This is a genomic window from Microvirga sp. VF16, from assembly GCF_016864375.1.
In the GTDB taxonomy this organism is placed as follows: Bacteria; Pseudomonadota; Alphaproteobacteria; order Rhizobiales; family Beijerinckiaceae; genus Microvirga.
This window is the reverse complement of sequence record NZ_CP069357.1, coordinates 336,550-358,223: the sequence shown is the minus strand read 5'-3', so window position 1 is coordinate 358,223 and position 21,674 is coordinate 336,550. Positions and strand designations below refer to the sequence as shown.

General features: G+C 61.7%; 22 protein-coding genes and 3 pseudogenes. 11 read left to right on the top strand and 14 right to left on the bottom strand.

The window, feature by feature from the left end:
• Positions 1-64 precede the first annotated feature (64 nt).
• From JO965_RS40775 to JO965_RS40745, 8 genes are all read left to right on the top strand, one after another.
• Positions 65-655: a transposase gene (locus JO965_RS40775; RefSeq protein WP_371827028.1), complete on the top strand. Its 591-nt coding sequence runs from the start codon at positions 65-67 to the stop codon at positions 653-655.
• 12 nt (positions 656-667) lie between these two features.
• Positions 668-1,303 carry an SCO family protein gene (locus JO965_RS49850; protein WP_203447449.1) on the top strand — a complete coding sequence of 212 codons (636 nt, stop codon included), beginning with the start codon at positions 668-670 and terminating at the stop codon, positions 1,301-1,303.
• 601 nt (positions 1,304-1,904) lie between these two features.
• A complete protein-coding gene (locus JO965_RS40765; protein ID WP_203447415.1) occupies positions 1,905-2,582 on the top strand; it encodes a cytochrome c oxidase assembly protein in 678 nt (225 codons plus the stop codon).
• 101 nt (positions 2,583-2,683) lie between these two features.
• Positions 2,684-2,863 (top strand): ubiquinol-cytochrome c reductase iron-sulfur subunit N-terminal domain-containing protein, encoded by a 180-nt coding sequence (locus tag JO965_RS49845; RefSeq protein ID WP_371827027.1) that lies wholly within the window; start codon positions 2,684-2,686, stop codon positions 2,861-2,863.
• Positions 2,842-3,075: a hypothetical protein gene (locus JO965_RS49840; protein ID WP_371827013.1), complete on the top strand. Its 234-nt coding sequence runs from the start codon at positions 2,842-2,844 to the stop codon at positions 3,073-3,075. The genes JO965_RS49845 and JO965_RS49840 overlap by 22 nt, the downstream gene beginning before the upstream one ends.
• Positions 3,076-3,090: 15 nt before the next feature.
• Positions 3,091-3,756 (top strand): L,D-transpeptidase, encoded by a 666-nt coding sequence (locus tag JO965_RS40755; RefSeq protein WP_203447414.1) that lies wholly within the window; start codon positions 3,091-3,093, stop codon positions 3,754-3,756.
• A 29-nt stretch (positions 3,757-3,785) separates the two neighbouring features.
• On the top strand, positions 3,786-4,277 hold the full coding sequence (locus JO965_RS49835) for a sigma factor-like helix-turn-helix DNA-binding protein (protein ID WP_203447413.1): 492 nt from the start codon (positions 3,786-3,788) through the stop codon (positions 4,275-4,277).
• Positions 4,274-5,089 carry an anti-sigma factor gene (locus JO965_RS40745; RefSeq protein ID WP_203447412.1) on the top strand — a complete coding sequence of 272 codons (816 nt, stop codon included), beginning with the start codon at positions 4,274-4,276 and terminating at the stop codon, positions 5,087-5,089. Before JO965_RS49835 ends, JO965_RS40745 begins: the two co-directional genes overlap by 4 nt.
• A 503-nt stretch (positions 5,090-5,592) precedes the next feature.
• On the opposite strand, the pseudogene JO965_RS40740 reads toward JO965_RS40745, so the two are convergent.
• The 4 genes and pseudogenes from JO965_RS40740 to JO965_RS48665 form a co-directional block, all read right to left on the bottom strand.
• Positions 5,593-6,657: pseudogene (locus JO965_RS40740) on the bottom strand (IS5 family transposase); the annotation flags it as partial.
• 58 nt (positions 6,658-6,715) lie between these two features.
• The gene (ltrA, locus tag JO965_RS40735; RefSeq protein ID WP_203444482.1) at positions 6,716-8,209 is read right to left on the bottom strand and encodes a group II intron reverse transcriptase/maturase; all 1,494 of its coding nucleotides are present in this window, start codon (positions 8,207-8,209) and stop codon (positions 6,716-6,718) included.
• On the bottom strand, positions 8,206-8,835 hold the full coding sequence (locus JO965_RS49830; protein WP_203447410.1) for a transposase: 630 nt from the start codon (positions 8,833-8,835) through the stop codon (positions 8,206-8,208). Before JO965_RS49830 ends, ltrA begins: the two co-directional genes overlap by 4 nt.
• A gap of 111 nt (positions 8,836-8,946) precedes the next feature.
• Positions 8,947-9,321 (bottom strand): hypothetical protein, encoded by a 375-nt coding sequence (locus JO965_RS48665; protein ID WP_246777260.1) that lies wholly within the window; start codon positions 9,319-9,321, stop codon positions 8,947-8,949.
• 201 nt (positions 9,322-9,522) lie between these two features.
• Between JO965_RS48665 and JO965_RS40720 the strand changes: the two genes are divergently transcribed.
• A complete protein-coding gene (locus JO965_RS40720; protein WP_203447409.1) occupies positions 9,523-10,872 on the top strand; it encodes an Nramp family divalent metal transporter in 1,350 nt (449 codons plus the stop codon).
• 38 nt (positions 10,873-10,910) lie between these two features.
• Positions 10,911-11,319: pseudogene (locus JO965_RS40715) on the top strand (Fur family transcriptional regulator).
• Positions 11,320-11,640: 321 nt separating this feature from the next.
• Here the strand turns inward: JO965_RS40715 and JO965_RS40710 are convergent.
• The 9 genes and pseudogenes from JO965_RS40710 to metC form a co-directional block, all read right to left on the bottom strand.
• Complete coding sequence (locus tag JO965_RS40710) at positions 11,641-12,186, bottom strand: transposase (protein ID WP_203447448.1); 546 nt, start codon at positions 12,184-12,186, stop codon at positions 11,641-11,643.
• Positions 12,187-12,757: 571 nt separating this feature from the next.
• Positions 12,758-13,909 carry an IS110 family transposase gene (locus tag JO965_RS40705; protein ID WP_203445034.1) on the bottom strand — a complete coding sequence of 384 codons (1,152 nt, stop codon included), beginning with the start codon at positions 13,907-13,909 and terminating at the stop codon, positions 12,758-12,760.
• Positions 13,842-14,477: a helix-turn-helix domain-containing protein gene (locus tag JO965_RS40700; RefSeq protein ID WP_246777232.1), complete on the bottom strand. Its 636-nt coding sequence runs from the start codon at positions 14,475-14,477 to the stop codon at positions 13,842-13,844. Before JO965_RS40700 ends, JO965_RS40705 begins: the two co-directional genes overlap by 68 nt.
• A gap of 58 nt (positions 14,478-14,535) precedes the next feature.
• Positions 14,536-14,721, bottom strand: a pseudogene (locus JO965_RS40695) (metal transporter); the annotation flags it as partial.
• 126 nt (positions 14,722-14,847) lie between these two features.
• Entirely contained in the window at positions 14,848-15,564 is a 717-nt protein-coding gene (locus JO965_RS40690) for an amino acid ABC transporter ATP-binding protein (protein WP_203447446.1), read from the bottom strand.
• A gap of 112 nt (positions 15,565-15,676) precedes the next feature.
• A complete protein-coding gene (locus JO965_RS40685; RefSeq protein ID WP_203447408.1) occupies positions 15,677-16,801 on the bottom strand; it encodes an amino acid ABC transporter permease in 1,125 nt (374 codons plus the stop codon).
• Positions 16,798-17,949, bottom strand: a complete 1,152-nt coding sequence (locus JO965_RS40680; RefSeq protein ID WP_203447407.1) for an amino acid ABC transporter permease — start codon at positions 17,947-17,949, stop codon at positions 16,798-16,800. The genes JO965_RS40685 and JO965_RS40680 overlap by 4 nt, the downstream gene beginning before the upstream one ends.
• A 66-nt stretch (positions 17,950-18,015) precedes the next feature.
• On the bottom strand, positions 18,016-19,041 hold the full coding sequence (locus JO965_RS40675; protein WP_203447406.1) for an amino acid ABC transporter substrate-binding protein: 1,026 nt from the start codon (positions 19,039-19,041) through the stop codon (positions 18,016-18,018).
• Positions 19,042-19,059: 18 nt separating this feature from the next.
• Positions 19,060-20,277 carry a cystathionine beta-lyase gene (gene metC, locus JO965_RS40670; protein WP_203447405.1) on the bottom strand — a complete coding sequence of 406 codons (1,218 nt, stop codon included), beginning with the start codon at positions 20,275-20,277 and terminating at the stop codon, positions 19,060-19,062.
• A 97-nt stretch (positions 20,278-20,374) separates the two neighbouring features.
• Here metC and JO965_RS40665 point away from each other — a divergent pair, with 97 nt between their 5' ends.
• Entirely contained in the window at positions 20,375-21,268 is an 894-nt protein-coding gene (locus JO965_RS40665) for a LysR substrate-binding domain-containing protein (RefSeq protein WP_203447404.1), read from the top strand.
• Between the two features lie 223 nt (positions 21,269-21,491).
• On the opposite strand, the gene JO965_RS49825 is transcribed toward JO965_RS40665, so the two are convergent.
• The gene (locus JO965_RS49825) at positions 21,492-21,629 is read right to left on the bottom strand and encodes a twin-arginine translocation signal domain-containing protein (RefSeq protein WP_203447403.1); all 138 of its coding nucleotides are present in this window, start codon (positions 21,627-21,629) and stop codon (positions 21,492-21,494) included.
• Between the last annotated feature and the right edge of the window lie 45 nt (positions 21,630-21,674).

Here is a 21,674-nt window from a genome sequence, read left to right as displayed (position 1 = left end):
AATTCTGACTTCGATCCGGCACACCGCCTGCCAGCGCTTGACGTATTGGCCCATATAAGGGGGAATTACCCGACGTCTGAAGGCCGGCTGGCACAGGGGCGATCGGCTGCTGTGCCTCGACTGGACGCTGCTGCGGCTGTTCCCGCCCCTGCGCGCGACTTGGGCGCTCAAGGGTACCCAGGCGGTGGTGCCGATCACCGGCCGCAATGCCAAGCGGGTGCTGTTTGGGGCGATCGACCTGCGCACCGCTCGCCGCGTGGTGCTGATCCGCACCCGCGCCGGTCAGGCCGACGCGCAGGCGTTCCTGCGCACGTTGCGGCGCCGCTATCACGGCGCCGGCTGGCTCTGGCTGCTGAGCGACCGGGCCAGCGCCCATACCGCCCCGCAAACCCTGGCGCTGGCGACCCGGTTGCGCATTCGCTTCGTGTGGCTGCCCCGGCAGGCACCCGAACTAAGCCCGATGGATCAGCTCTGGCGCGAACTCAAGCGGCTGATTGCGGCCAACCGACAGGCCGCGTCCATCGATGCTCTCGCCGCTGATGCCGCGGCCTGGGTTCTGATGCTGACGCCGCAACAGGCGCGTCGCAAGGCTGGCCTGGCATCCAAACACTTCTGGCTCAGAAAGCTGTTGCAGAACTTTTGGCGACCTACTTAGCAGGTCGGGCGGCTGCGCCATGATCGCCTTCGTTTACCGTCGCAGGCGGCTCCGGCGGCGCTCGATCAAGGAGAGCCGGCTTCCGCTTGCAACGACACGTGCCCGCTTCAGAGCGACCTAATCGGAGGGATCCAGCGAGAAGCGAACGGTACGTCGCTCCGCGATGCTGCCCAGTTCGTTTCGATCACGGCCGATCCCAGAAGAGACACACCGGACGTGATGAAGGCGAAGGGGCCGCTACAGGGTTTGGATACGCTGAACTGCATTTTCCTGACAAGCGGGACGACCAAGGAGGTCAAGGCCCAGACGCGTGAACTGGGTGAGGATTGCGGTCTCACATTTACACCCGCGGGCGGTGGTGATTTCATTCATGCGGTCGTTACGTTTGGGATTGATCGGAGCGGCGTGATGCGGGCGCAATTCAATGCATTGAACTTCAATCCCTCCAATCTTTTCGCTTGTATCAAAAGCTTGGTGAGCGGCGATCACGAGGGTGCCGCGCGTCTGCTCCGACCGCGGTCTCTACGGTTCCGCTCATTCGGCACATCCGTCAGCACGGCACAGACATGGGTGGCAAGATCCATACCACCAACAGGCGCTGTCACTCGGGATTACCGAACCGCTTGCGTTGCTCGTCGTCTGAGATAGGCGGAGCGGCCAAGGATACGCTGCGCCTCGTCCACCCACTTATGGAGAAATTCGAATACCAAAAGAAAGCCCAGTGAGCAATTCGATCCAAAAGCTTCAATTAGGCATGTCATCAATATCTCTCTACGACATTAATCGTGGCCGCCATACTCCTGGGAGCACCAGCACATTGGTTTGGTTCGCCGGCTTTGGTCGCGGCCGGGATCGCGCCTCCTGCTGGGTTTGGTGCCATGCGCCATCATATGTGTCCTAGGTTGTGCATGATACTGCGTGCAAAAAACGTCGGACGCCAGCGCAGCGCGCCGCACCGGGGCTGCTGCCTCGCCCGAGATGCCGAGGGCGCAGATGACGTGAATATAGCCATGGCCGCAGGATGCACGCGCTGTGATGAAAGCCCAATCGAAGCCGATGCGCTGTTGGCATCGCGCTGATAGCGCCTGCCTGTTTCCGTCGGCAGGTCGGATCGATGGGCCATATTCACGCTCAGGTCACCCGGCGGGCGGGAGCGGTCGGCATTGCTCACGGCGCCGTGCCCCCATGACATGACCTGGCCGCCGGGCCAGACCGGAGCAGGCGGTATAGCAGCTGTCGAGAATAGACCATGCCGCAGAACACCTCAGCATCTGACCACACTAGCGCACTGTCCTGCCGAAATTGGTGGACGGTAGCTTGGTTTGCGGCCGTTCCCGCCGGCATGGGATGGAACTTCGAGGCGCCAGCGCTGATCGAAATAGCTTTGGGCGAGACCGCCCTGGTCGTCTACAAGGCTCGCCATCAGACCAATCGGCCGGTGCTAGGCACCGCAACCTACAACGTAGTGCCGTTTCAAGCCGGTCAGTACTTCGACAAGATCCAGTGTTTCTGCTTCACCGAGCAGCTGCTCATGCGAGGGGAGGAGAAGGCCTTTCCGGTCTCCTTCTACGTTGACCCTGCCTTGGCGGCGGATCGCGGCCTGAAGGATACCTCCTCGATTACGCTATCCTACTCGTTCTTCGACAAAGGGCCGAGAGCCCTGCAGAGGCGGTTGGCGAGCGGCTCTACGGCAGCAGCCCCAGCGAAGAGGAATGCCGATCGATTGGGGGTGATTACGGGCTGCACGCGCAGACGGTTCCGTTCGCAGTCCAGTCCGACAGGCCGGAAGGCGAATCTAGATTACCGCAAGACATTGTTTCGAGTGGCGGCGTTGAGTTGGCACACCGATCCCGCTTTATCTGAATCGGAGATAGCGAAAGCCCTTGACCTTCCACTTACTGGAAGGCGTAGGTTGATTGTACAGTAGGTGGCAACCTCCTCAGTCGATAGAGGTTGCAGCAAGTATCGCTCGCCTAGGAGGATCTGGGTCACGTGGCAGAAACGCTCGCCGGACCAGATGACGAACCAATGCGGCGCGATTTCCTATTCCTAGCGACGGGAACGATGGGTGCCGTCGGTGGCGCTTTGGCATTCATCTCCTCGCTCGCGCCGATGCCCTGGCCGGCGCGTCCGGCGCGCCGGTTGAACTTGATCTGGCACCGATTGCCGAAGGGCAGATTGTCAAGGTGTTCTGGCGCGGCAGGCTGATCTTCGTTCGTCCTCGCACTGAGAAGGAGATTGAGGATGCCCGGAAAGTCGATCTCAAGGCTCTGATTGATCCGCAACCTGACGACGCACGTGTCAAGGAGGGTAAGGAGCAATGGCTGGTCGTTTTCGGCAACTGCACTTATCTCGGCTGCGTGCCTCTCGGCCACCAAGGGCGCTACGGCGACGTGATCTCGAGCGGTATCTTCGACTGATGACCGAGGTGGGCCATGATTTCCAGACGCGCGTTTCTCGGCGTTGCGGCGGTGTTCTCTTCCGCTCATAGCGCTACGGCCTTTTCCCATCCGCTCCCACAGCACCTCGAGGCTCCGAGGGCAACTGTTGGCTGGTATGTTGGTTGGATGCCGGACGATCCGCACGATATCCCCATCGTGGATCTGAGACGCATCCACCCAGCCTACTGGCGTCAGCTCGTCCGGTACAACGGTTCGGAGCAGCCTGGGACTATCGTGATCAATACCGGCCCTCGCTTTCTCTATTTGACCAGGGAGGACAATACCGCGATTCGCTACGGCATCGGCGTCGGGCGCGAAGGCTTTGCCTGGTCCGGTGTGGCCAGGGTCCAGCGCAAGGCCAAGTGGCCGGGCTGGACGCCGCCCGAGGAGATGCGCAGACGTCAGCCAGAGCTTCCGGCCTTCATGGAAGGCGGACTCGACAATCCGCTCGGCGCCCGGGCTCTCTATCTTTACCAGAATGGGCGAGACACTCTCTACCGCATTCATGGCACGAACGAGCCCTGGAGCATAGGTCGTGCCGTCTCGTCTGGCTGCATCCGCTTGCTAAATGAGGACATCGTCGATCTCTACGATCGGGTTCCGCTTGGCACGATGGTCAAGGTTACGCATCGAGTCCAACCCGTGGGCCCGGCCTCATGAGAACCTCACGCGGTGAACTGGACCCCGCGATGAGCTATGTCGTCACCGCGAACTGCATCAAGTGCAACTACATCGGCTGTGTGGAGGTGTGCCCAGTCGACTGCTTCTATGAGAGCGAGAACGTGCTTGTCATTCATCCTGACGAGTGCATCGATTGCGGCGTCTGCGAGCCCGAATGCCCAGCCGAGGCGATCAGGTCGGATGCGGAGCCGAGCCTCGATCAATGGCCCAAAATCAATGCTCACCAGGGCACGGACGTGTTGAAGAACATCACCATACCCGAAGGACCGCAGGATGGCGCACTCGGCCCTCACGATGTGCACACGGGACTCGACCCGCTGCCCGAAGAGCAGCGTTCGGTTCATCTTCTCATCGGAATAGAGGACCTCTCCTACGACGAGGCTGCCCAGGTGCCCCAGGTTCCAATCAGCACAGTCAGGTTCCGGTTGAGCCGTGTCAGGGAGGAGATGAGACAGTATCTCGAAACGGACCGTGGCTTGGTTCTGAGGAGAGTGAAATGAAGGACAACCGGCGTATCGGTGAGGACGACCTCCATGCTTTGATTGATGGTAGGCTTCCGGTCGAGCGCCGAGCCGCCGTAGGGGTCTATCTGGCCGCGACCCCCCAAGCGGCGGCACGGGTACTCGCCTACCAGAAGCAGCGTGCAGCACTCAGGGATCGCCTGGCGCTCAAGGCTAACGAGCCTGTCCCATCTCGGCTGAGGATTGCTAACATTACGGCTGAACGCCGGCGCCGCAGACGGGAGCGCGTGACGTCCTTTGCGGCGGCACTCGCGCTAATTGCGTTGGGCGGGGTGCTTGGGTGGTTAGTTCATGAGTGGTCAGGCGACCCTACGACAGCTCCCATCGAGACGGTGCGTACGCCGGTGGCCGACGACGCCATCTCAGCGCATCGAACGTTTGCGGTTGAGGTCGCTCACCCGGTAGAAGTCTCAGCATCACAGGAACAGCAGCTCATTCAATGGCTCTCAAAGCGCTTGGGCCCGCCGTTGCAAATCCCGAACCTGAATGATCTGGGTTTTCGGCTGATGGGGGGACGCTTGCTCCCGGCTGGCACAGGGCCAGCCGCACAGTTCATGTTTGAGGACGCTGCAGGCACGCGCGTGACGCTGTATGTTCAGGTCCGGGAGAATGAGGAGACGGCGTTTCGTTCTGCCCGTGACGGCGAGGTCTCGACCTTCTACTGGATCAAGGACGGCTTAGGCTATGCAATCTCTGCTGCGCTGGAGCGAGACCGGCTACTCGCCATCGCTGAAGCTGCCTATCGTCAGCTTGAGAGCGACAATCCAAAGCAAAAGCGAACGACATTGTAACGGATTTGACGGGTCATCCAATCGCGGGCCGGTTTGGAAGCTTTTTCAACAGTTCACCCACTCGGAACCATGATCAGGGTTCGAGGGAACATTGAATAAATCCAGAATCGCTGGTGGCTGGTCCTCCTGCGAGATTTACTCGGCATCAGCGGACTTGCCGTCGTCTTCGTCCTATGGTGGGGCGGCACCAATCTGCTCGCAGAACCGAATGGGTTTCTCCGGCGGTTTTCTCCGACGAGCGCCTTGTTGAGCTGCTCGCAAATTCCGATCTGCCGACGCATCTCTTCGTTAGCCTCAAACGAATTCTCGTCAGCCTTGCGATTGCTTCGTCTATCGGCGTCCCTGTGGGACTCGCGATCGGCAACTCAAATGCACTGGAGGGCGCCACATCAAGGAGTTTTACTTACCTATACTGCCCCTCGCGCATATGCCCGATCGTGCGTTTTCAATAACTTAGGTAGTCGGCCCTGAATAATGCGGCTGCACGAGGCGGGCGCTGGATTTCACGCGACCTGAGAAGGATCCGATTGCGCGGATGAACTGATCAGGGCTGCCATGAGCCAGGCGACAAAAAGCCTGAGCCAGTTCAGGATCAGTCTGAGATTGTGCCCGGCCGCCACGAGGAGCGCATTCATCGCATCCCCGGCCGCTCCGAGCAGGTGACTGCGTCCCAGTCGCCCGTCCGCCTTCATGTGCCCGATCATCGGCTCGATCGCGGATCGGCGTCGCAGTTCCCGCTTGATCGTCGGGGTGAGCCCTCGCCGCTGCCGGGTGATGAACACCCGATCCGTCTTGGCATAATCATGCCCACGATAGCCGCTGTCGACGTAAACGCGTGCGGGCTCCACGTCAGTCATGGCCACGACCTGATCGATTGTCGTGGTGAGCGTATGGCCGTCATACGGATTGCCCTCCAATGCCTTGGAGGCGAGCACGAACCCTTCGCGGTTGGTCACCGCCAGTGCGACCTTGCTGCCGAACTCATACGGCCGATGCGCCTTGCCTTTGGCGATGCACACCACCTCGGGCGCATGCAGGCTGTAGAGTTTGTTCTTGCTCGTGCGCTCCTGCATCAGAAGACGCTCCGTCAGGCCAAGCAGAGGAGCAAACCGACGTGAGAGAACCTCATCCCCGGCGACTTTGCGGGCGATATCGCGGTAGACGCGCCCGAGATAGGTCTTCAGCCGCTTCAGTTCGCGGCGCATGCGCCGCATCTGACGGGCATGGGCATAGCGCCCGACCTGCACGGCCGCGCGTTTGGCCAAACGCGTGTGGGCCTGCCGCAGCTTGAGACCGCACTTCTTGGCCTGCCGCACCAGAGCCAGTACTGCCTTCAGGTACAGCTTCGCGTCGGTCGGATGGGTGATCGCCTTCGGCTGCACCGTGGTGTCGACGCTGATCCGTTCCAAACTGGAGGGCCGCACCGCGCCGCTCTCCAGCCCGGCCTGGATCGTTTCAGCCAGCAGCTTCTCCAGTCCGTCGGGTCCGAGCCGCTTGCGCCAGCGGGTGAGCGAGCTGGGATCACAGGGCAGCTCATGCTGGAAGTACTCGCAGCCACAGAACCATTGTTCGCGGTAGGGATGCCTGTTGCCAGGCACCCCCCGCACAGATCCGAACGTGCCCCATTCAGGCATTCGGCTCCCACCTCGGGTGTGTGCCGGCAAAGCGCTGGTCGGGCCAGGGATGAAGGATATGGGGCATCGGCAGCCATGCGTCGGCAATCTGCATCATCCGTTGCCAGTTCATCCCGTCTTTCTGGCTCCGTCGGCGCAGCGTTTGTCGCCACGCTACAGTCACCCGGTGACGGAACTTCTGTAACGATCGCATGTTGGTGGGCACCGCATGATAGGCGAAATAACCCGTCATCACGGACTTCAGCCACTTCCCTTGCTCGGGAATGGAAGCGTGCATGTGCTTCCGCAGCTGGTCCTTGATCGCGCGCAATCTGTCTCGCATCCGGTCCGCCCTGGTCCGGCGATGGAGCTGAAAGCGCCCCTGCCGTGACCGGCCGCAGATGAACACAAACCCGAGAAACTGGAACGTCTCCGGCTTGCCAAGGCCCCGTCGCTGCCGGCGCTCGCTCGCATAGCGACCGAACTCCAGCAGCCGGGTCTTGTCCCCATGAAGCTCGAGTCCAAACTGCTCGAGCCTTTCACGCATCGCGTCCCGGAATCGCCGCGCGTCGCCTTCGTGCTCGAAGCCGACGATCACATCATCGGCATAGCGCACGATGATGACCTTGCCGTTGGCCTGTCGCCGTCGCCACTGCTCGGCCCAGAGATCGAAGACGTAGTGCAGGTAGACATTGGCGAGCAGAGGCGAGGCCCCTGATCCCTGAGGTGTCCCCATGTCACTCACGCTCCATTCTCCCTCATCCAGAACGCCCGCCGTGAGCCACTTGAGCACCAGGCGGATGATGCGCTCGTCGCCGACCCGATGCCTCAGGAACCGGAGCAACCACATTCGGTCGATCCTGTCGAAGAAACTCCGGATATCGGCGTCGAGAATCCAGTTCACGCGCATGGCATTGATGCCAACCGACAGCGCATCGAGCGCATGGTGCTGACTGCGCCCTGGCCGGAACCCATACGAGAACCCGAGGAAATCCTCCTCGTAGATCGCGTTGAGCACTCTGACCACGGCGCGCTGGACGATCTTATCCTCCAGAGCGGTTACGCCTAGCGGTCGCTGTCGGCCATCCGGCTTCGGAATGAACCGCCGCCGAACCGGCTTCGCCCGGTAGCTGCCACGATGGACCCGGCGATGCAGATCCTGAAGATTGGCCTCCAGGTTTGCCTCGTAGTCCTGCCATGTCAGGCCATCCACCCCGGGCGCAGCCTGACGCTCAAGCGCCTGGAACGCCTCCCGGAGCAGATCAACGGTGACATGGTGCATCAACGCGGTGAACTTCTCCTTCTTCCGCAGCCTTGCGGCCTGCCGGACACGGTCCAGCCCCGGTGACACGCTGGCCCGGCTCTGTGTCCGGTGCGTGCGTGGATGGCCCGTGTTCCCCTCGGTCCTCGCCCTTGGCTCCGCCCCCTCCGCCGCCGGTGTCCCAGCTTTGTTCGGGGACCTCGTTGCTACTATAGCGAGGTCAGACTTCTCCGGTTCGTGCATCATCGGCTTCGGCTCCTCGCCTTCCCGATGCGGGCCGTCGGCTGATACGCACACCGACGGTCAAGCCGGAGATCTCCCGGTTCCCGCGCAAAGAGCGTGCGTGCATGCCAGGGTCTGCGACCACGCCGGATTCCCGCAGCCCTTGCGGTAACGGGCTGTGGGATGTTGCCTTCCACGTACTGGAGCGTGTCGGCATCCGGGATAAGAACCCTATCGTGGCTCAATGGCTGGCCTGCACGTGCCCCTGCCGACGCTTCGACGACAGCCTCGCGGCTGCCTTCGCACGGCTCGGGGTCGATGTGGGTCGCTACTCCTTCATCGCGGTGGACTTGCACCACCTGCTCTTTGCCGGTCTCCCGGCGCTCCCAGTAAGGGTTTTCGATCCAGCGCTGCACCACCGCCTCATCGGAGAGGTTGAAGGTGTGCTGGAGATACGACAGCCCGACCATCAGGCGCGTCGGCTTCGCGGGCCGTCCGAGCGGGCGATAGAAGCGGCCAAACTCGTGATCGAAGCGGTGCCAGTCGATCAGACCGGCGAGCCGGAACAACTCATGGCGGGGATCGAGGATCTGATCGAGACGGCTGCGGTAGAGATCGCCGGAGCTCGGCAGCGTCGGCTTGGGTCCCATGGCAAAACACCAAGTTTAAGCGGGTCAGTCCCCAGATGCTGGCATTCTACAATGCTTCGCGAAGACGAAGAATCCTTCAACCTCAATCAGTTGTGGGTTGTTCAGGGCCGACTAGGTAGGCGAGGTCCGCCGCCAAAATGACCTTTTACTTGCTTGATGTGACAACGCCATCTCGAAGGTGCGCAGCGTGCGGCCGTCTGGCAGCAATGAGACGATCCCGGTGTCCCAGTCAGTCAGGAGCGCTGTCGGATCGAAGCCGTTGCGGGCGCTGCCGACGTCGCCGACCGTGATCATGTTGCCGTGCGCGCCGTGGGGATTGGTTGAGTTCGTTTCGTAAGGCCGAGCCGCCGCCCCATGGCCGGCATGCGGGCTTTGGCCGGTCGCTGCCACACCCCCGAGCAGGGAGCCGCTGGCCGTGGCGAGGCTGCCCCAGAGAAGGTGGCGGCGGTTGACGGTCTCTCGCAGCCAGTTGCGCATGGCAGCCACTCGCGTTGCTCTTGCAAGGCATTTGCAAGTTAGCGCGTTTCTGGGTTCACTCAAGAACTTACCCTTGGTCAGCTCTCGTCTGAGCGATGTTCCGCTTCAGGTTCGATTTCACAACGTGCGGGGGGAGGGCTTCACAACTGTATCAGGCTGTGCCATGGTTCTTGCAAATGGTTTGCAACTGCAAAAATCTCTGAGGAGCCCATGGACGCCCGCACTCCTGATCTCGACCACGGCCTGACAGGCTGGCGCCAGCCTCGGCGCGAGGCCCCCCTCTCAGAAGTCTACCGCACGGTGGCGGTGCCCCGGATCGGCGGCAACCTGCGCAAGCTCGCCGCCTTCGTCGGCCCCGGCTACCTCGTATCAGTGGGCTACATGGACCCCGGCAATTGGGCGACCTCCATCGCCGGCGGCTCGAAGTTCGGCTACACGCTCCTCGTCGTCGCGCTCGTCTCCAACATCATGGCCATCGTGCTGCAGTCGCTCTGCGCGCGCCTTGCCGTCGCGTCAGGCCGCGACCTTGCCCAAGCCTGTCGCGATGCCTTTCCACGAGCCGTCGCCGTGCCGCTCTGGCTGCTCGCTGAGCTGGCCATCATTGCGACTGATCTTGCAGAGGTGATCGGCACCGCCATCGGCCTCAATCTTCTGTTTGGCATCCCGCTGGAGATCGGCGTCCTCATCACGGCGCTCGACGTGTTCCTCATCCTCTATCTCCAGCGGATCGGGTTCCGATACCTGGAGGCCTTCGTGATCGCGCTGCTCGGGGTGATCGCCGTCTGCTTCGGCGTCCAGATCGCGCTGGCGGACCCAGACTGGGGTGCGGTGATCCGCGGCTTCGCTCCTACGACCCAGATCGTGACGAATCCAGAGATGCTCTACCTGGCGCTTGGCATCCTCGGCGCGACCGTGATGCCGCATAACCTCTACCTGCACTCGGCCATCGTTCAAACGCGCTCCTACGGACACTCGTTGCCGGAAAAGCGAGAAGCTCTGAAGTTCGCCACCATCGACTCGACGGTGGCGCTGATGTTCGCGCTGCTGATCAACGCCTCGATCCTGATTCTTGCCGCGGCAGCATTCCACACGACAGGTCGCTCCGAGGTCGCAGAGCTCGGCGAGGCGCATAGTCTCCTCTCCCCGCTCCTGGGAGCGGCCATTGCGCCAACGCTGTTCGGACTCGCCCTCCTATGCTGTGGCCTCAATTCGACCGTCACAGCAACTCTTGCCGGCCAAGCGGTCATGGAAGGCTTTCTCAACATCCGCCTGCCGGCGTGGCTACGCCGACTCGTCACTCGCATAGTGGCCATCGTGCCAGCCGCCGTCGTCACTGTCTGGTACGGCGAGAGCGGCACGGCCCAGCTGCTGATCCTCAGCCAGGTCGTGCTCAGCCTGCAGCTCTCCTTCGCGGTGATTCCGCTCATCATGTTCACTGCCAGCCGGGCCAAGATGGGGGCTCTGGTTGCTCCGGCATGGCTCGTGGCCTTCGCCGCCATTATTGCCGCTGTCATCGTGACCTTGAATGTCAAGCTGCTAGCCGACTTCGTGATCGGCTAGCTGCGGACTTCTCGGGAGTACGCCTACATGCCAATAGAATCGAAACCCAAATCCGCGCCAAAGGCCTGCCGCTCACGGGCCAGCGCAAGCTCATCGCGCAGGTGATCGCGAATGCGCATGACCATCCAGATGTCTCCGAGTTGCACCACCGCGTCATACGGCAGGACGATCGTAACTCCCTCGCAACCGTCTCCCGGGCGATGAAGCGCTTCGAGGAGCTCGGTCTGATCAAGCGCCACGAATTTCGGGACGGGCGGGCACGATACGAGCCGACCGCGAAGCGACCACGACCGCTTGATTGACGTCGATACGGGAGAAGTGATCGAATTTCGCTCCGAGGAGATCGAGCAGCTTCAGGCTGCAATCGCGCAGGAGTTCGGTTACGAGCTCGTAGGGTATCGCCTGGAACTCTACGCTCGCAGAAGGTGCCCACGGAAGAGCTCCTGACCGTCAGGCATCGGCGCGGAACGTTTATTGCCGGACTTGGGCGGCAGCCGAGCGCTCGTGCCGATACCATGGTGTGACCCGCTGCCTGGTTTGCGGGCGCTGCCTTCTGACATGGCATTAAGGCTCAACAGTCAAATTTTCACCAGCACAGCCGTCGTGTACATCAGCGCGAGACCGACAATAATTCCGCTAATGGCGCTGACCGGGATCGAGGATGTCCGCCACCGCTCGTCCGATCGGACGAGATCTGAGCCGACCTCCACGACAACCTGGAGGACGGCGCCCGCTGCAATTGCAAGCGCCAGAGTCGACCATTGCGGGCTAAGTAGGTCGCCAAAAGTTCTGCAACAGCTTTCTGAGCCAGAAGTGTTTGGATGCCAGGCCAGCCTTGCGACGCGCCTGTTGCGGCGTCAGCATCAGAACCCAGGCCGCGGCATCAGCGGCGAGAGCATCGATGGACGCGGCCTGTCGGTTGGCCGCAATCAGCCGCTTGAGTTCGCGCCAGAGCTGATCCATCGGGCTTAGTTCGGGTGCCTGCCGGGGCAGCCACACGAAGCGAATGCGCAACCGGGTCGCCAGCGCCAGGGTTTGCGGGGCGGTATGGGCGCTGGCCCGGTCGCTCAGCAGCCAGAGCCAGCCGGCGCCGTGATAGCGGCGCCGCAACGTGCGCAGGAACGCCTGCGCGTCGGCCTGACCGGCGCGGGTGCGGATCAGCACCACGCGGCGAGCGGTGCGCAGGTCGATCGCCCCAAACAGCACCCGCTTGGCATTGCGGCCGGTGATCGGCACCACCGCCTGGGTACCCTTGAGCGCCCAAGTCGCGCGCAGGGGCGGGAACAGCCGCAGCAGCGTCCAGTCGAGGCACAGCAGCCGATCGCCCCTGTGCCAGCCCGCCTTCAGACGTCGGGTAATCCCCCCTTATATGGGCCAATACGTCAAGCGCTGGCAGGCGGTGTGCCGGATCGAAGTCAGAATTTGACCTGGCCGAGAGGGTCGAACCAAAGGAAGCCGAGTTCAAAGCCTGCCATTCTGGCATGGCGGCTCTCAGCTTGGGCGAGGCGGGCGGTCAAGTCCCGCAGCCGCTTCGCGGTGCGCCGCAGGCGCAGGGCTTGAGGGCCGGCCGAAGGTCCAAGCCATCATGGAGACTGCCCGAGGGCAACTCGCTCCGACACTGTCCGTCAAATCACGGTCGGGATTCGACAGTTTGCGGTGACGTCCGAGGCTGAGCCCGATGGCGCTCATGCGAACCGCTCGTCCGCATCACCTTATATCCGGTTGGGCCCAAGCCCTGACCATAATCCCGCATGCGTCGGGAACGGGCTCCGGGGTGAGCGCGACCATTCTTTTTCGCGGCATTGTTCCAGCCAGGGGGGACAACGCGGTCGCACTCCCCTCAGACATCACGCGCTGACACTCCCGCGCCAGCGCGCAAGCGGGTTCAGGGCTTCACGGCCACATCGGCTGGCAGGGCGCCTGTTTCGACATAGCGCCACAACAGGATCAGCAGCTTGCGGGCGAGCGCCACAATTGCAATGCGTCTGACCCGCCCAGTGGCCGACCCCACACGGCTGCGGAACCAAGCCGCCAGTGCACTGTCAGGCTGGTTGCGCAACCACAGCCAGGCGAGTTCGATCAGCGCCTTGCGGGCGCGGGCGTTGCCCGCCTTGGTGATGCCTTGCTCGCGCGAGCGGCGGCCGCTCGCAAACGGGCTGGGCGTCAGCCCGGCATAGGCAGCCACGTGGCGCCGGCTGGCAAAGCATCGGTAGAACACCTCCTTGTCGAGGACAGTTGCAATCTCAGAGCCGATCCCCCTCAGATGCAGCAAGGTCCCAAGCTTGGACGAGGACGCGGCTCGTGCCGCCGCCGCTTCGGCATCGCGCCTCGTCTCGACCTCGGCCAAGTGCCGCAGCACGAGTTCAAGCCAATCGAGCTGACGCGCGATCTCCGCCGACAGCCGCGGCGGCAAGAGCCGGCCATCTCCCGTGATCAGCTGCGCCAGGCGCAGGCGGCGATCCGGCCGCAGCGGCTCGTAGTCGTCGATTCCTTGCGTCGCACACAGCCCCTTGATCCGGTTGACCAGGCGAATGCGCTCCTGCAGCAGCGTGGCGCGCTCGCGACTCGGGCGACGCGCATCCTCCTCGTCCGGTGACGGTGGGCGGACCATGGAGCAGACCTTCGGCTCGCCGCGAGACCAGGCCATCAGCGCCCGCAGCAGAGCCTGGGCATCCAGGCGGTCCGTCTTGGCCCGCCGGGCCCGGCGGTCGACCTGCAGCGAACTCGGGTCCATGACATGGCTGCTGACGCCGTGCGCCTCGAGAAGGCGGTGCAGCCAGAACCCGTCGCGGCCGGCCTCGTAGCAGCACGATACATGTGGGCTCACGCCGGTGCGTCGTTCCACGCGGGTCCGGATGCGGGCAAGCAGGTCGAGCACCGCCTGTCCATCACCGGCGGGAAGCCGATGCAGCTCGATCTTCGCGGCATCGGGGGCGTGCAGCGCCACCAGCCAGGAGCGGCGGCTGAGTTCAAGCGCCAGAAAGATCGTGTGGGTGCTGTCCGAGACTGAAGCGTCGGCTGAGGGAGAGGAGAACATGAGCGGCCTCCAGGGTGAGGTGAGGTGACCGCCTTACTTCACCAGTTCGGCGGTCGCTGGCCCATGAGATCTTTTTCTGCGCCAGATGAGGCGCGCGCGCGACATAGACGTAGCGCGGGCGTTTCCAGCGATAGCCTGCCTCGTGCAGCCGGCGCCGCAGGGTCCGCGGGCTGACGGCGAGGCCCTTCGCGGCCAGGTCGTGCGCCAGCAGCGGCACCGTCCAGCTCGTGGCCTGGTAGCCGCAGCGGCGCGGGTCACGCGCCAGGGCCGCCGCCAGCCGCCGCGGCGTGAGGGTGTGATGCAGGCGCGGACGCCCGCTGCGCGGCCGGTCGATCAGGGCCGTGGTCTCATGCTCGGCCCGGTACTGCACCAGCCATCGGTGCACGCTGGAGCGGTTGACGCGGCAGCGCTGGGCCGCCTCGGCGACGGAATGCCCCTCGGCCACCAACAGCAGCGCCTCGAGACGGCGATAAACACGGGCCTCACGGGCGCCAGCAAGCGCTACGGCAAGCCGCTTGCGATCCGCCTCGTCGAGCCACGTCTCGGGAGAGTGATCATGTCGTTGCATGTTCCCCAGGGAACACCCGCAGCTCTCGCGTTGCAAGTCTTATGGCGACCTACTTAGAGGCGAGGCTTCCAAGCCACATTCCAACGATGGCCGGAAATCCCGCCAGCAGGGCCAGCCCGACGAAGACAAAGAGCGGCGGACGCTCCTTCACCAACGGGGCGGCGATCCCAACCCCTTCGGTGATATTGCGGAGTGTAAAGCCAAGCACGAGGAACGTGCCAAGTCCCGCCGCGCCAGCCGAGAAAGTGTCAGCTGGTGCGGCGATAACCGCAGCTACCATCATTGCCACGGTCAGCTTGACTTGTCGCTTGCTCTTTGCAATGCCCCTACGGTCGAACTTACTGGGCCGATAAAGCCGGTTGCCACGATGTCAATGCAGGATCTGGGACAGGAAGAGCTTGGTGCGCTCGTGCTGCGGGTTCTTGAAGAACTCGTCGGGCGTGTTCATCTCCACGATCTGCCCGTAATCCATGAAGATCACCCGGTCGGCGACCTGCCGGGCGAAGCCCATTTCGTGGGTGACGCAGAGCATCGTCATGCCCTCGTCTGCAAGACCCACCATGGTGTCGAGCACCTCCTTCACCATCTCGGGATCGAGCGCCGAGGTCGGCTCGTCGAACAGCATGATCTTCGGGCTCATGCAGAGCGAGCGGGCGATCGCCACGCGCTGCTGCTGGCCGCCGGAGAGCTGGCCCGGATACTTGTTCGCCTGCTCCGGGATCTTGACCCGCTTCAGGTAGTGCATGGCGATCTCTTCCGCCTCCTTCTTGGGCATCTTCTTCACCCAGATCGGAGCGAGCGTGCAGTTCTCGAGAATCGTCAGATGCGGAAAGAGGTTGAAATGCTGGAACACCATGCCGACCTCGCGCCGCACCTCGTCGATGCGCTTGAGGTCGTTGGTGAGTTCCGTGCCGTCGACGATGATGCGGCCCTTCTGGTGCTCTTCCAGACGATTGATGCAGCGGATCATCGTGGACTTGCCGGAGCCCGAGGGGCCGCAGATCACGATGCGCTCGCCGCGGCGCACGTTGAGATTGATGTCGCGCAGCACGTGGAACTCGCCGTACCACTTGTGCACGTCGATCATCTGAACGGCGGCTTCGGCCCTGGGGTCGATGGATCGACCCACTGAACCAGCGATCAGTTCAACTGAAACAGGCATTTTGACATCCGATCGTTGGGGTAAGAATCAAATCGCGTCACCGGACCTGTCCTGCCGCGGCACGCCTCTCAAGATAAAGGCTGTAGCGTGAGATGCCGAAGCAGATGACGAAGTAAATCATTGCGATGAAGAGATAGGTCTCTGCAAACGGACTCGGCCAGGATGGGTCAGCCAAGGCCGCCTTTCCTGAACTGAGGAGATCGAACAGGCCGACGACCAGAACCAGTGCCGTGTTCTTTACCATAACAATGACGGTGTTGGTCAGGGGCGGGATGACCTTCTGAATGGCTTGAGGCAGAATGACCTGACGGATCGTATCAACCCAGCTCAGCCCGAGCGCCCGTGCCGCTTCAGCTTGGCCCTCTGGGATCGCCTGCAAGCCGCCCCGTACAACCTCAGCGAGATAAGCGGCCGAGAAGATGGTCAATGCCACACCGGCACGGGCAAGCTTATCAATGGTCAGCCCCTCCGGGAGCATGATCGGCAACATGATTGACGACATGAACAGAAGGCTGACCAGAGGCAACCCACGGATGACCTCGATCAGTCCAACCGACAGGAGCCGTGGCACGGGCAGTGCCGAGCGACGCCCGAGCGCAAGGATGACTCCGAAAGGAAAGCCAATTCCCAGTGCCGAGACTGCGAGAATGAGCGTCACTGGCAGCCCGCCCCAGTATGCGGTCGGAACTAAGGTGAGACCAAGCACCCCGCCTTGCATCAAGACCATGAAGCAGGCCACAGCAATGCACCACAAAAAGACGAGGAAACGATTCCAGTTACGGGGTGGCAAACTGTAGAGAATGACACAAAACAGCATTGTGACCGCAAGGAGCGGGCGCCATTGCTGGTCTGGAGGATAGATGCCGAATATGATCTGCCGGAATTTGGCGCGCAGAAACGCCCAGCAAGCGCCGCTCGCTTCGCGGCAGGCCGATCCATCAGTTGCCGTCCAGACGCTGTCGAGAACACCCCATTGGATCAGGCGCGGCACTGCCGCCAAAAGAATAGCCGCTGTGGCAAGGGTCAGGAGGGTATTCCCGATAGTACCAAACAGAACCTGTGCAATCGGAGGCTTGCGCCGCGCTGGTGGCCTGAGGGCCGGGACCGCGTTGTCTCCCGCGTCTGCGATCGGCTCAAGTGGCAGATTCGAAGCTGTGGTCATCGTGTCACCAGCATCATGCGGCGATTGTACCAGTTCATGAAGGCCGAGACGGATAAGCTGATCGCCAGGTAGACACTCATGAGGATCAGAACGCCTTCAATCGCTTGGCCAGTCTGATTGATCGTTGTTGCCATCACGGAGGCAAAATCAGGGTAACCGACCGCCAAGGCCAGCGTTGTGTTCTTGACGACATTCAGAAACTGACTGGTCATGGGCGGTACTATGATGCGCAGCGCCTGCGGCACGACAACGAGCCAAAGAATGCGTGCCTCGCGCAATCCCAGGGCCCTGCCGCTCTCCCACTGGCCCTTCGGGACGGCGTCGATGCCGCCTCGGACAATCTCCGCAACAAATGCTGCCGTGTAGAGCACAAGTCCGACGACAAGGGCCATGAATTCAGGCGTCAGCGTGGCTCCGCCGGTAAAGTTGAACCCTCGCAAGACAGGCCGGTCCAGGGAGAGACGGATGTCGCTGGCCCAGACAGTCAAGCCAAACAGCAGAACGACCAGACCAAGCAGCCCAGCGCACAGGGCAGGGATTCGACGGGTTGGGCGACCAAGACGTGATTGCCAAGCCAATGCTCCAAGCGCCATGGCACTGCCAAGCAGCAGGACACTTCCGAAGAGCCCGTTGCCGCCCTCCACGATCGGCCATGGGAAGAATAGCCCGCGCAGCGACAGAAACAGGCCGGGCATCGGTTCAAGGGCGGCCCGCGGTGCGGGGAGTCCAATGGTCAATAACGCATACCAAAACAGGAGCTGGACCACGAGCGGGGTGTTTCGCATCGTTTCGACGAAACACGATGCAAGGCCGCGGACGAGCGGATTAAGGGAGCGACGCCCCAAGCCGATGCAGAAGCCGAAAGCCGTTGCGACGACAATCACGATCATCGAGATATAAAGGGTGTTCAGCAACCCGACAGCAAAAGCTTTCAGATAAGGATTTGTCGGATCATAAGCGAGAAAGCCTTCCGCAATGGGAAAGCGCGCCGGCCGACTTAGAAACCCGAAGCCGGTTTGGATACCGCGCCGGACGAGGTTGTCGAGCGTGTTGGCCGTGAGCCATGCCACTGTGGCAAGAAATGCCAGCAGAATGAGAGATTGCCAAAGGTAGGAGCGGAACCGCGCATCAAACCACAGTCGCGACATTGCTTTTATCTCACAGGACAGAGGCAGGAGGGACCGCACGAGGCCCCTCCTGGCGCACCAACAGTGTCAGTTGAAGACAAGAGGGAACATGAGCCCGCCGTCCTTGTGGAGTTTGTTCGGTCCTCGATCCAGCTTAATCGGACTGTTCTTGCCAATATGACGGTCGAAGATCTCGCCATAGTTTCCGAGTTGCTTGATGATGTTGTAAGCCCATTTCTCGTCAAGACCCAGCGCCTGACCATTCCCGGGCTCCATCCCGAGGAAGCGTTGGATCTGCGGGTCGCTCGACTTGAGCATCTCGTCTACGTTGGCTTGCGAAATTCCCATGTCCTCCGCAGCAATCAGGGCCTGAAACGACCATTTGACGATGTCATAGAAACGGTCGTCGCCATGCCGAACCGACGGTGCTAGGCCTTCGAAGTGGCCGCTCGCCGGGAAGATAACGTAATCATCGGGATTCGGGGCCTGGGTTGCCCGCGTGGTTGCCAACGCCGACGCATCGGAGATCAGCGCATCGCAACGCCCGCTAAAAAAAGCCTGCCGGGTGGCTGGAACGTTGTCGAACAGGATCGGCTTAAGATCGAGGTTGTACTTGCGTGACAGATCCGCAAGCGTCACCTCCGTTGTCGATCCGGTTTGCAGGCAGACGGAGGCGCCTTTCATCTGCTTCGTTTCGGTCACGCCCAGTTTCCGAGACAACAGGAAGCCGTCGTACTCATAGTAATTCGGGAAGGAAAAATTGAGACCATTAGCATCGCGGCGCAATGTCCAGGTGGTGGTGCGTGGCAGGACATCGATCTCGCCCGTTTGCAAAGCGGTGAGCCGCTGTGGGCCAGTGAGCGGAACGAATCTCGCTTTATCTTTGTCACCCAGGATGGCAACGGCAACGGCGCGACAGGTGTCCACGTCGAGCCCTTTCCAGACACCCTTCTCGTCGGGCGCGGAAAAGCCAACGTTGCCTTGGCTTGCACCGCAGATAATATAGCCTCGCTGCTTGATCTGCTCGACTGTTTGCTGGGCTTGTGCGGGCAAGCCTACTGTACTCGCCAAGCCGATTGTGAGGAGTGCCGCCATAAATCGTCTATTTGTCATCTTTTGCTTCCCTCTGGATTACTCAGCGCTTGAAACGCCGAGATTCGTGTGAAACCTGCGCTTATTCGTCGGCGTGGCGCCCAGAGCACCGAAGAACCGTTGCAGGTCCTCAATGAGATCCGCTACATTTTCCAGTCCAATTGATAGTCGGATCAGATGTCCTGCCGGTAACCAGGCTAGGTCGTCGCGGCCTGAGCGAGGATTGCTGGGCGCAACAAGGCTGTGCGCACCACCCCAGCTCGCCCCGATCTTAAATAGTCTGAGTTCCTGAAACGCCCGCTCAATGACGTCGGCCGAATGCGGCGCCATCACGATCGAAAACACGCCTGACGATCCCCGAAAGTCACGCGTCCAAACTGCGTGCCCGGGATGGTTGGGCTCAGCGGGATGGAGGATTTGCACAACGTCGTCTTGATCCCGAAGCCATTCGAGAATTTGCAACGACGACTGCTCCGATTGCCTCAACCGCAGTGGTAAAGTCACAAGGCCTCTCATGCATAGGAAGCATTCGTCGGCACCGACGCCGAGGCCGAGGAAGCGGGCGACATCCTTTAGCCGCCGGAACAGTGCCTCTTCCCTGACAGCAATGGAGCCCATGTTGAGATCGGAATGGCCGCTGGCATACTTCGACAGCGACTGCATGGACAAGTCGACGCCATGGGCGAGAGGATTGAACAGGATTGGCGTCGCCCATGTGTTATCGGCGGCGACAAGGATGCCGCGCGCATGGGCTGCGGCACTGATGGCGGGGATGTCCTGAACCTCGAAAGTTACCGATCCGGGGGACTCGACCCAGACAAGCTTGGTGCGGTCGTCGAGCAGGTCACCAACGGAACTGGCAATGGTTGGATCATAGAAGGCGGTGTCAATCCCAAGGGGTGCTAGAAGCCGTTGGGCCATTGTTCGCGCTGGCCCATACATCGAAGAGGGCATGAGGATTCGATCGTCCTTCTGCGCGAAGGCCATACAGACCAGACTGATTGCGGAGAGTCCGGAGGGGGTGATGAGCGCTCGCGTTCCGCCCTCGAGAGCAGCGATCTGTTGTTCCAGGGATCGGCTCGTGGGTGTGCCATAGAGCCCATACGAGTAGCCATCATAGAGGCGCTCATGACGGCTCTCAAAGGCGGCCATGGTCTCGAAGGTGACCGTCGACGCATGGTGCAGGGGGACGGTCAGCGTCTGGAATGGCTCGTCGGCCGTACGGGGTGGGTGAACTAGGGTTGTCTCGGTCCGCATCACAATCAGTCTCCTGGTCAAGCACAGCACCATAGAATGATGCGGTAAGCTATGTTCGGAAGCGACAGACTCTATTCATTTATGATATGACCTCGCCATGAACCTGCACGATATCGAAGTCTTTCACGCCGTCATGATTTCCGGGGGGGCAGGCCGCGCTGCGGAACTGCTCGGGACGTCCCAGCCGACCGTGAGCCGAACGATCGCCAATTTGGAACGAAGTATCGGGTTTTCCCTCTTCGACCGGGTGCGGGGACGCCTGATTCCGACCCGTGACGGCCGCCTGTTTCACGAGGAGGTGCAACGCAACCTGATTGGCCTTGATCGGCTCCAGGCCGCGGCAGCCAGAATCCGAGAGGTTGGCGAAGGATCGCTCAGGATCGCTTCGCTCGCGGCGCTAGGGCAAATCCTGATCCCGCGAGCCGTGACAAGATTCCTTCAACATTTTTCCGAAGCGCGCATTTCGCTGCAGATCAGAACCTCGTCAGTCGTCAAGGATCTCGTCGCATCTGGGCAGGTCGACCTGGGGCTGGCGGCTGACGAGATCGATGTGTCGGGGGTTCAGACCACCGTGTTCGCAACACCGCGGGCTGTTTGCGTCTTTCCTCGCGATCATCCGCTGGCCGGTCGTGACATGATCACGCCAGCCGATTTTGCCCGCTATCCCCTGCTGGCGCTGTCGCCGGAAGATACGGCCAGAAAGGCCATGGATCGAGCCTTGGCGGCCGCCAATGTTGAGCCAAAGATCGTTGTTGAAACGCCCTTTTCCTCAACCGTCGTCACCCTCGCCGGCGAGGGCGCAGGAATCGGCATTGCCAACCCTCTGGCGATCGATCATGCATCGTCCAGTCGAGTCTCAACGGCCCCGTTCGAGCCGGCCATCTATTTCCGGGCTCTTCTTCTCAGACCTCCGGATGCTCCACGATCGCGGCTTGCGGATGCCTTTCTGAGTGCATTGTATGAGACCCGGAATGCCAGCGCGCGTGGATGATGGCCTGCAGTACCATCATGTCTGGTGCAAGTTATGCGCGTCTCCTCGCGGTCGTTGGTGATGCTGATCTGGACCCGGCTGCCCTCCCTGACCCGGAGCACCGATCCGGGCACGCGGCCCTGCGCAACCGAGCCCTCCCCGCCCGCCAGGCTGAAGCCGAGCATGTTGAGGCGCGTGCCGTCAATCATTTCAGCCCGGATATCATTGATGCCCAGATTGAACTTCACGGCGCCTGCGGTACCGGCGTAGGACCCCCGCTGACTTGGCATACGCTTTGTGCCAGTGCGTCCATCGGCGGAAGACCTATGCTGGCCGATGCAATCCCAGCAGCCCCGAATTTGAGGAACTGACGCCGTTCCATAACGAATGCCCCATGGCTAATGTTGAAGCGGTGGGACAACCTAGT

What these genes read in the sequence shown, in the direction of transcription:
- JO965_RS49825 (WP_203447403.1), bottom strand. Translation starts at nt 21,629, where the DNA reads ATGGAACGGCGTCAGTTCCTCAAATTCGGGGCTGCTGGGATTGCATCG.
- ltrA (WP_203444482.1), bottom strand. Translation starts at nt 8,209, where the DNA reads ATGATGCACGAACCGGAGAAGTCTGACCTCGCTATAGTAGCAACGAGG.
- JO965_RS40665 (WP_203447404.1), top strand. Translation starts at nt 20,375, where the DNA reads ATGAACCTGCACGATATCGAAGTCTTTCACGCCGTCATGATTTCCGGG.
- JO965_RS40700 (WP_246777232.1), bottom strand. Translation starts at nt 14,477, where the DNA reads ATGCAACGACATGATCACTCTCCCGAGACGTGGCTCGACGAGGCGGAT.
- JO965_RS40675 (WP_203447406.1), bottom strand. Translation starts at nt 19,041, where the DNA reads ATGACAAATAGACGATTTATGGCGGCACTCCTCACAATCGGCTTGGCG.
- JO965_RS40720 (WP_203447409.1), top strand. Translation starts at nt 9,523, where the DNA reads ATGGACGCCCGCACTCCTGATCTCGACCACGGCCTGACAGGCTGGCGC.
- metC (WP_203447405.1), bottom strand. Translation starts at nt 20,277, where the DNA reads ATGCGGACCGAGACAACCCTAGTTCACCCACCCCGTACGGCCGACGAG.
- JO965_RS49835 (WP_203447413.1), top strand. Translation starts at nt 3,786, where the DNA reads ATGAGCTATGTCGTCACCGCGAACTGCATCAAGTGCAACTACATCGGC.
- JO965_RS40765 (WP_203447415.1), top strand. Translation starts at nt 1,905, where the DNA reads ATGCCGCAGAACACCTCAGCATCTGACCACACTAGCGCACTGTCCTGC.
- JO965_RS40690 (WP_203447446.1), bottom strand. Translation starts at nt 15,564, where the DNA reads ATGATCGACGTGCACAAGTGGTACGGCGAGTTCCACGTGCTGCGCGAC.
- JO965_RS49830 (WP_203447410.1), bottom strand. Translation starts at nt 8,835, where the DNA reads ATGGGACCCAAGCCGACGCTGCCGAGCTCCGGCGATCTCTACCGCAGC.
- JO965_RS40755 (WP_203447414.1), top strand. Translation starts at nt 3,091, where the DNA reads ATGATTTCCAGACGCGCGTTTCTCGGCGTTGCGGCGGTGTTCTCTTCC.
- JO965_RS40685 (WP_203447408.1), bottom strand. Translation starts at nt 16,801, where the DNA reads ATGACCACAGCTTCGAATCTGCCACTTGAGCCGATCGCAGACGCGGGA.
- JO965_RS40705 (WP_203445034.1), bottom strand. Translation starts at nt 13,909, where the DNA reads ATGTTCTCCTCTCCCTCAGCCGACGCTTCAGTCTCGGACAGCACCCAC.
- JO965_RS40745 (WP_203447412.1), top strand. Translation starts at nt 4,274, where the DNA reads ATGAAGGACAACCGGCGTATCGGTGAGGACGACCTCCATGCTTTGATT.
- JO965_RS40680 (WP_203447407.1), bottom strand. Translation starts at nt 17,949, where the DNA reads ATGTCGCGACTGTGGTTTGATGCGCGGTTCCGCTCCTACCTTTGGCAA.
- JO965_RS49845 (WP_371827027.1), top strand. Translation starts at nt 2,684, where the DNA reads ATGCGGCGCGATTTCCTATTCCTAGCGACGGGAACGATGGGTGCCGTC.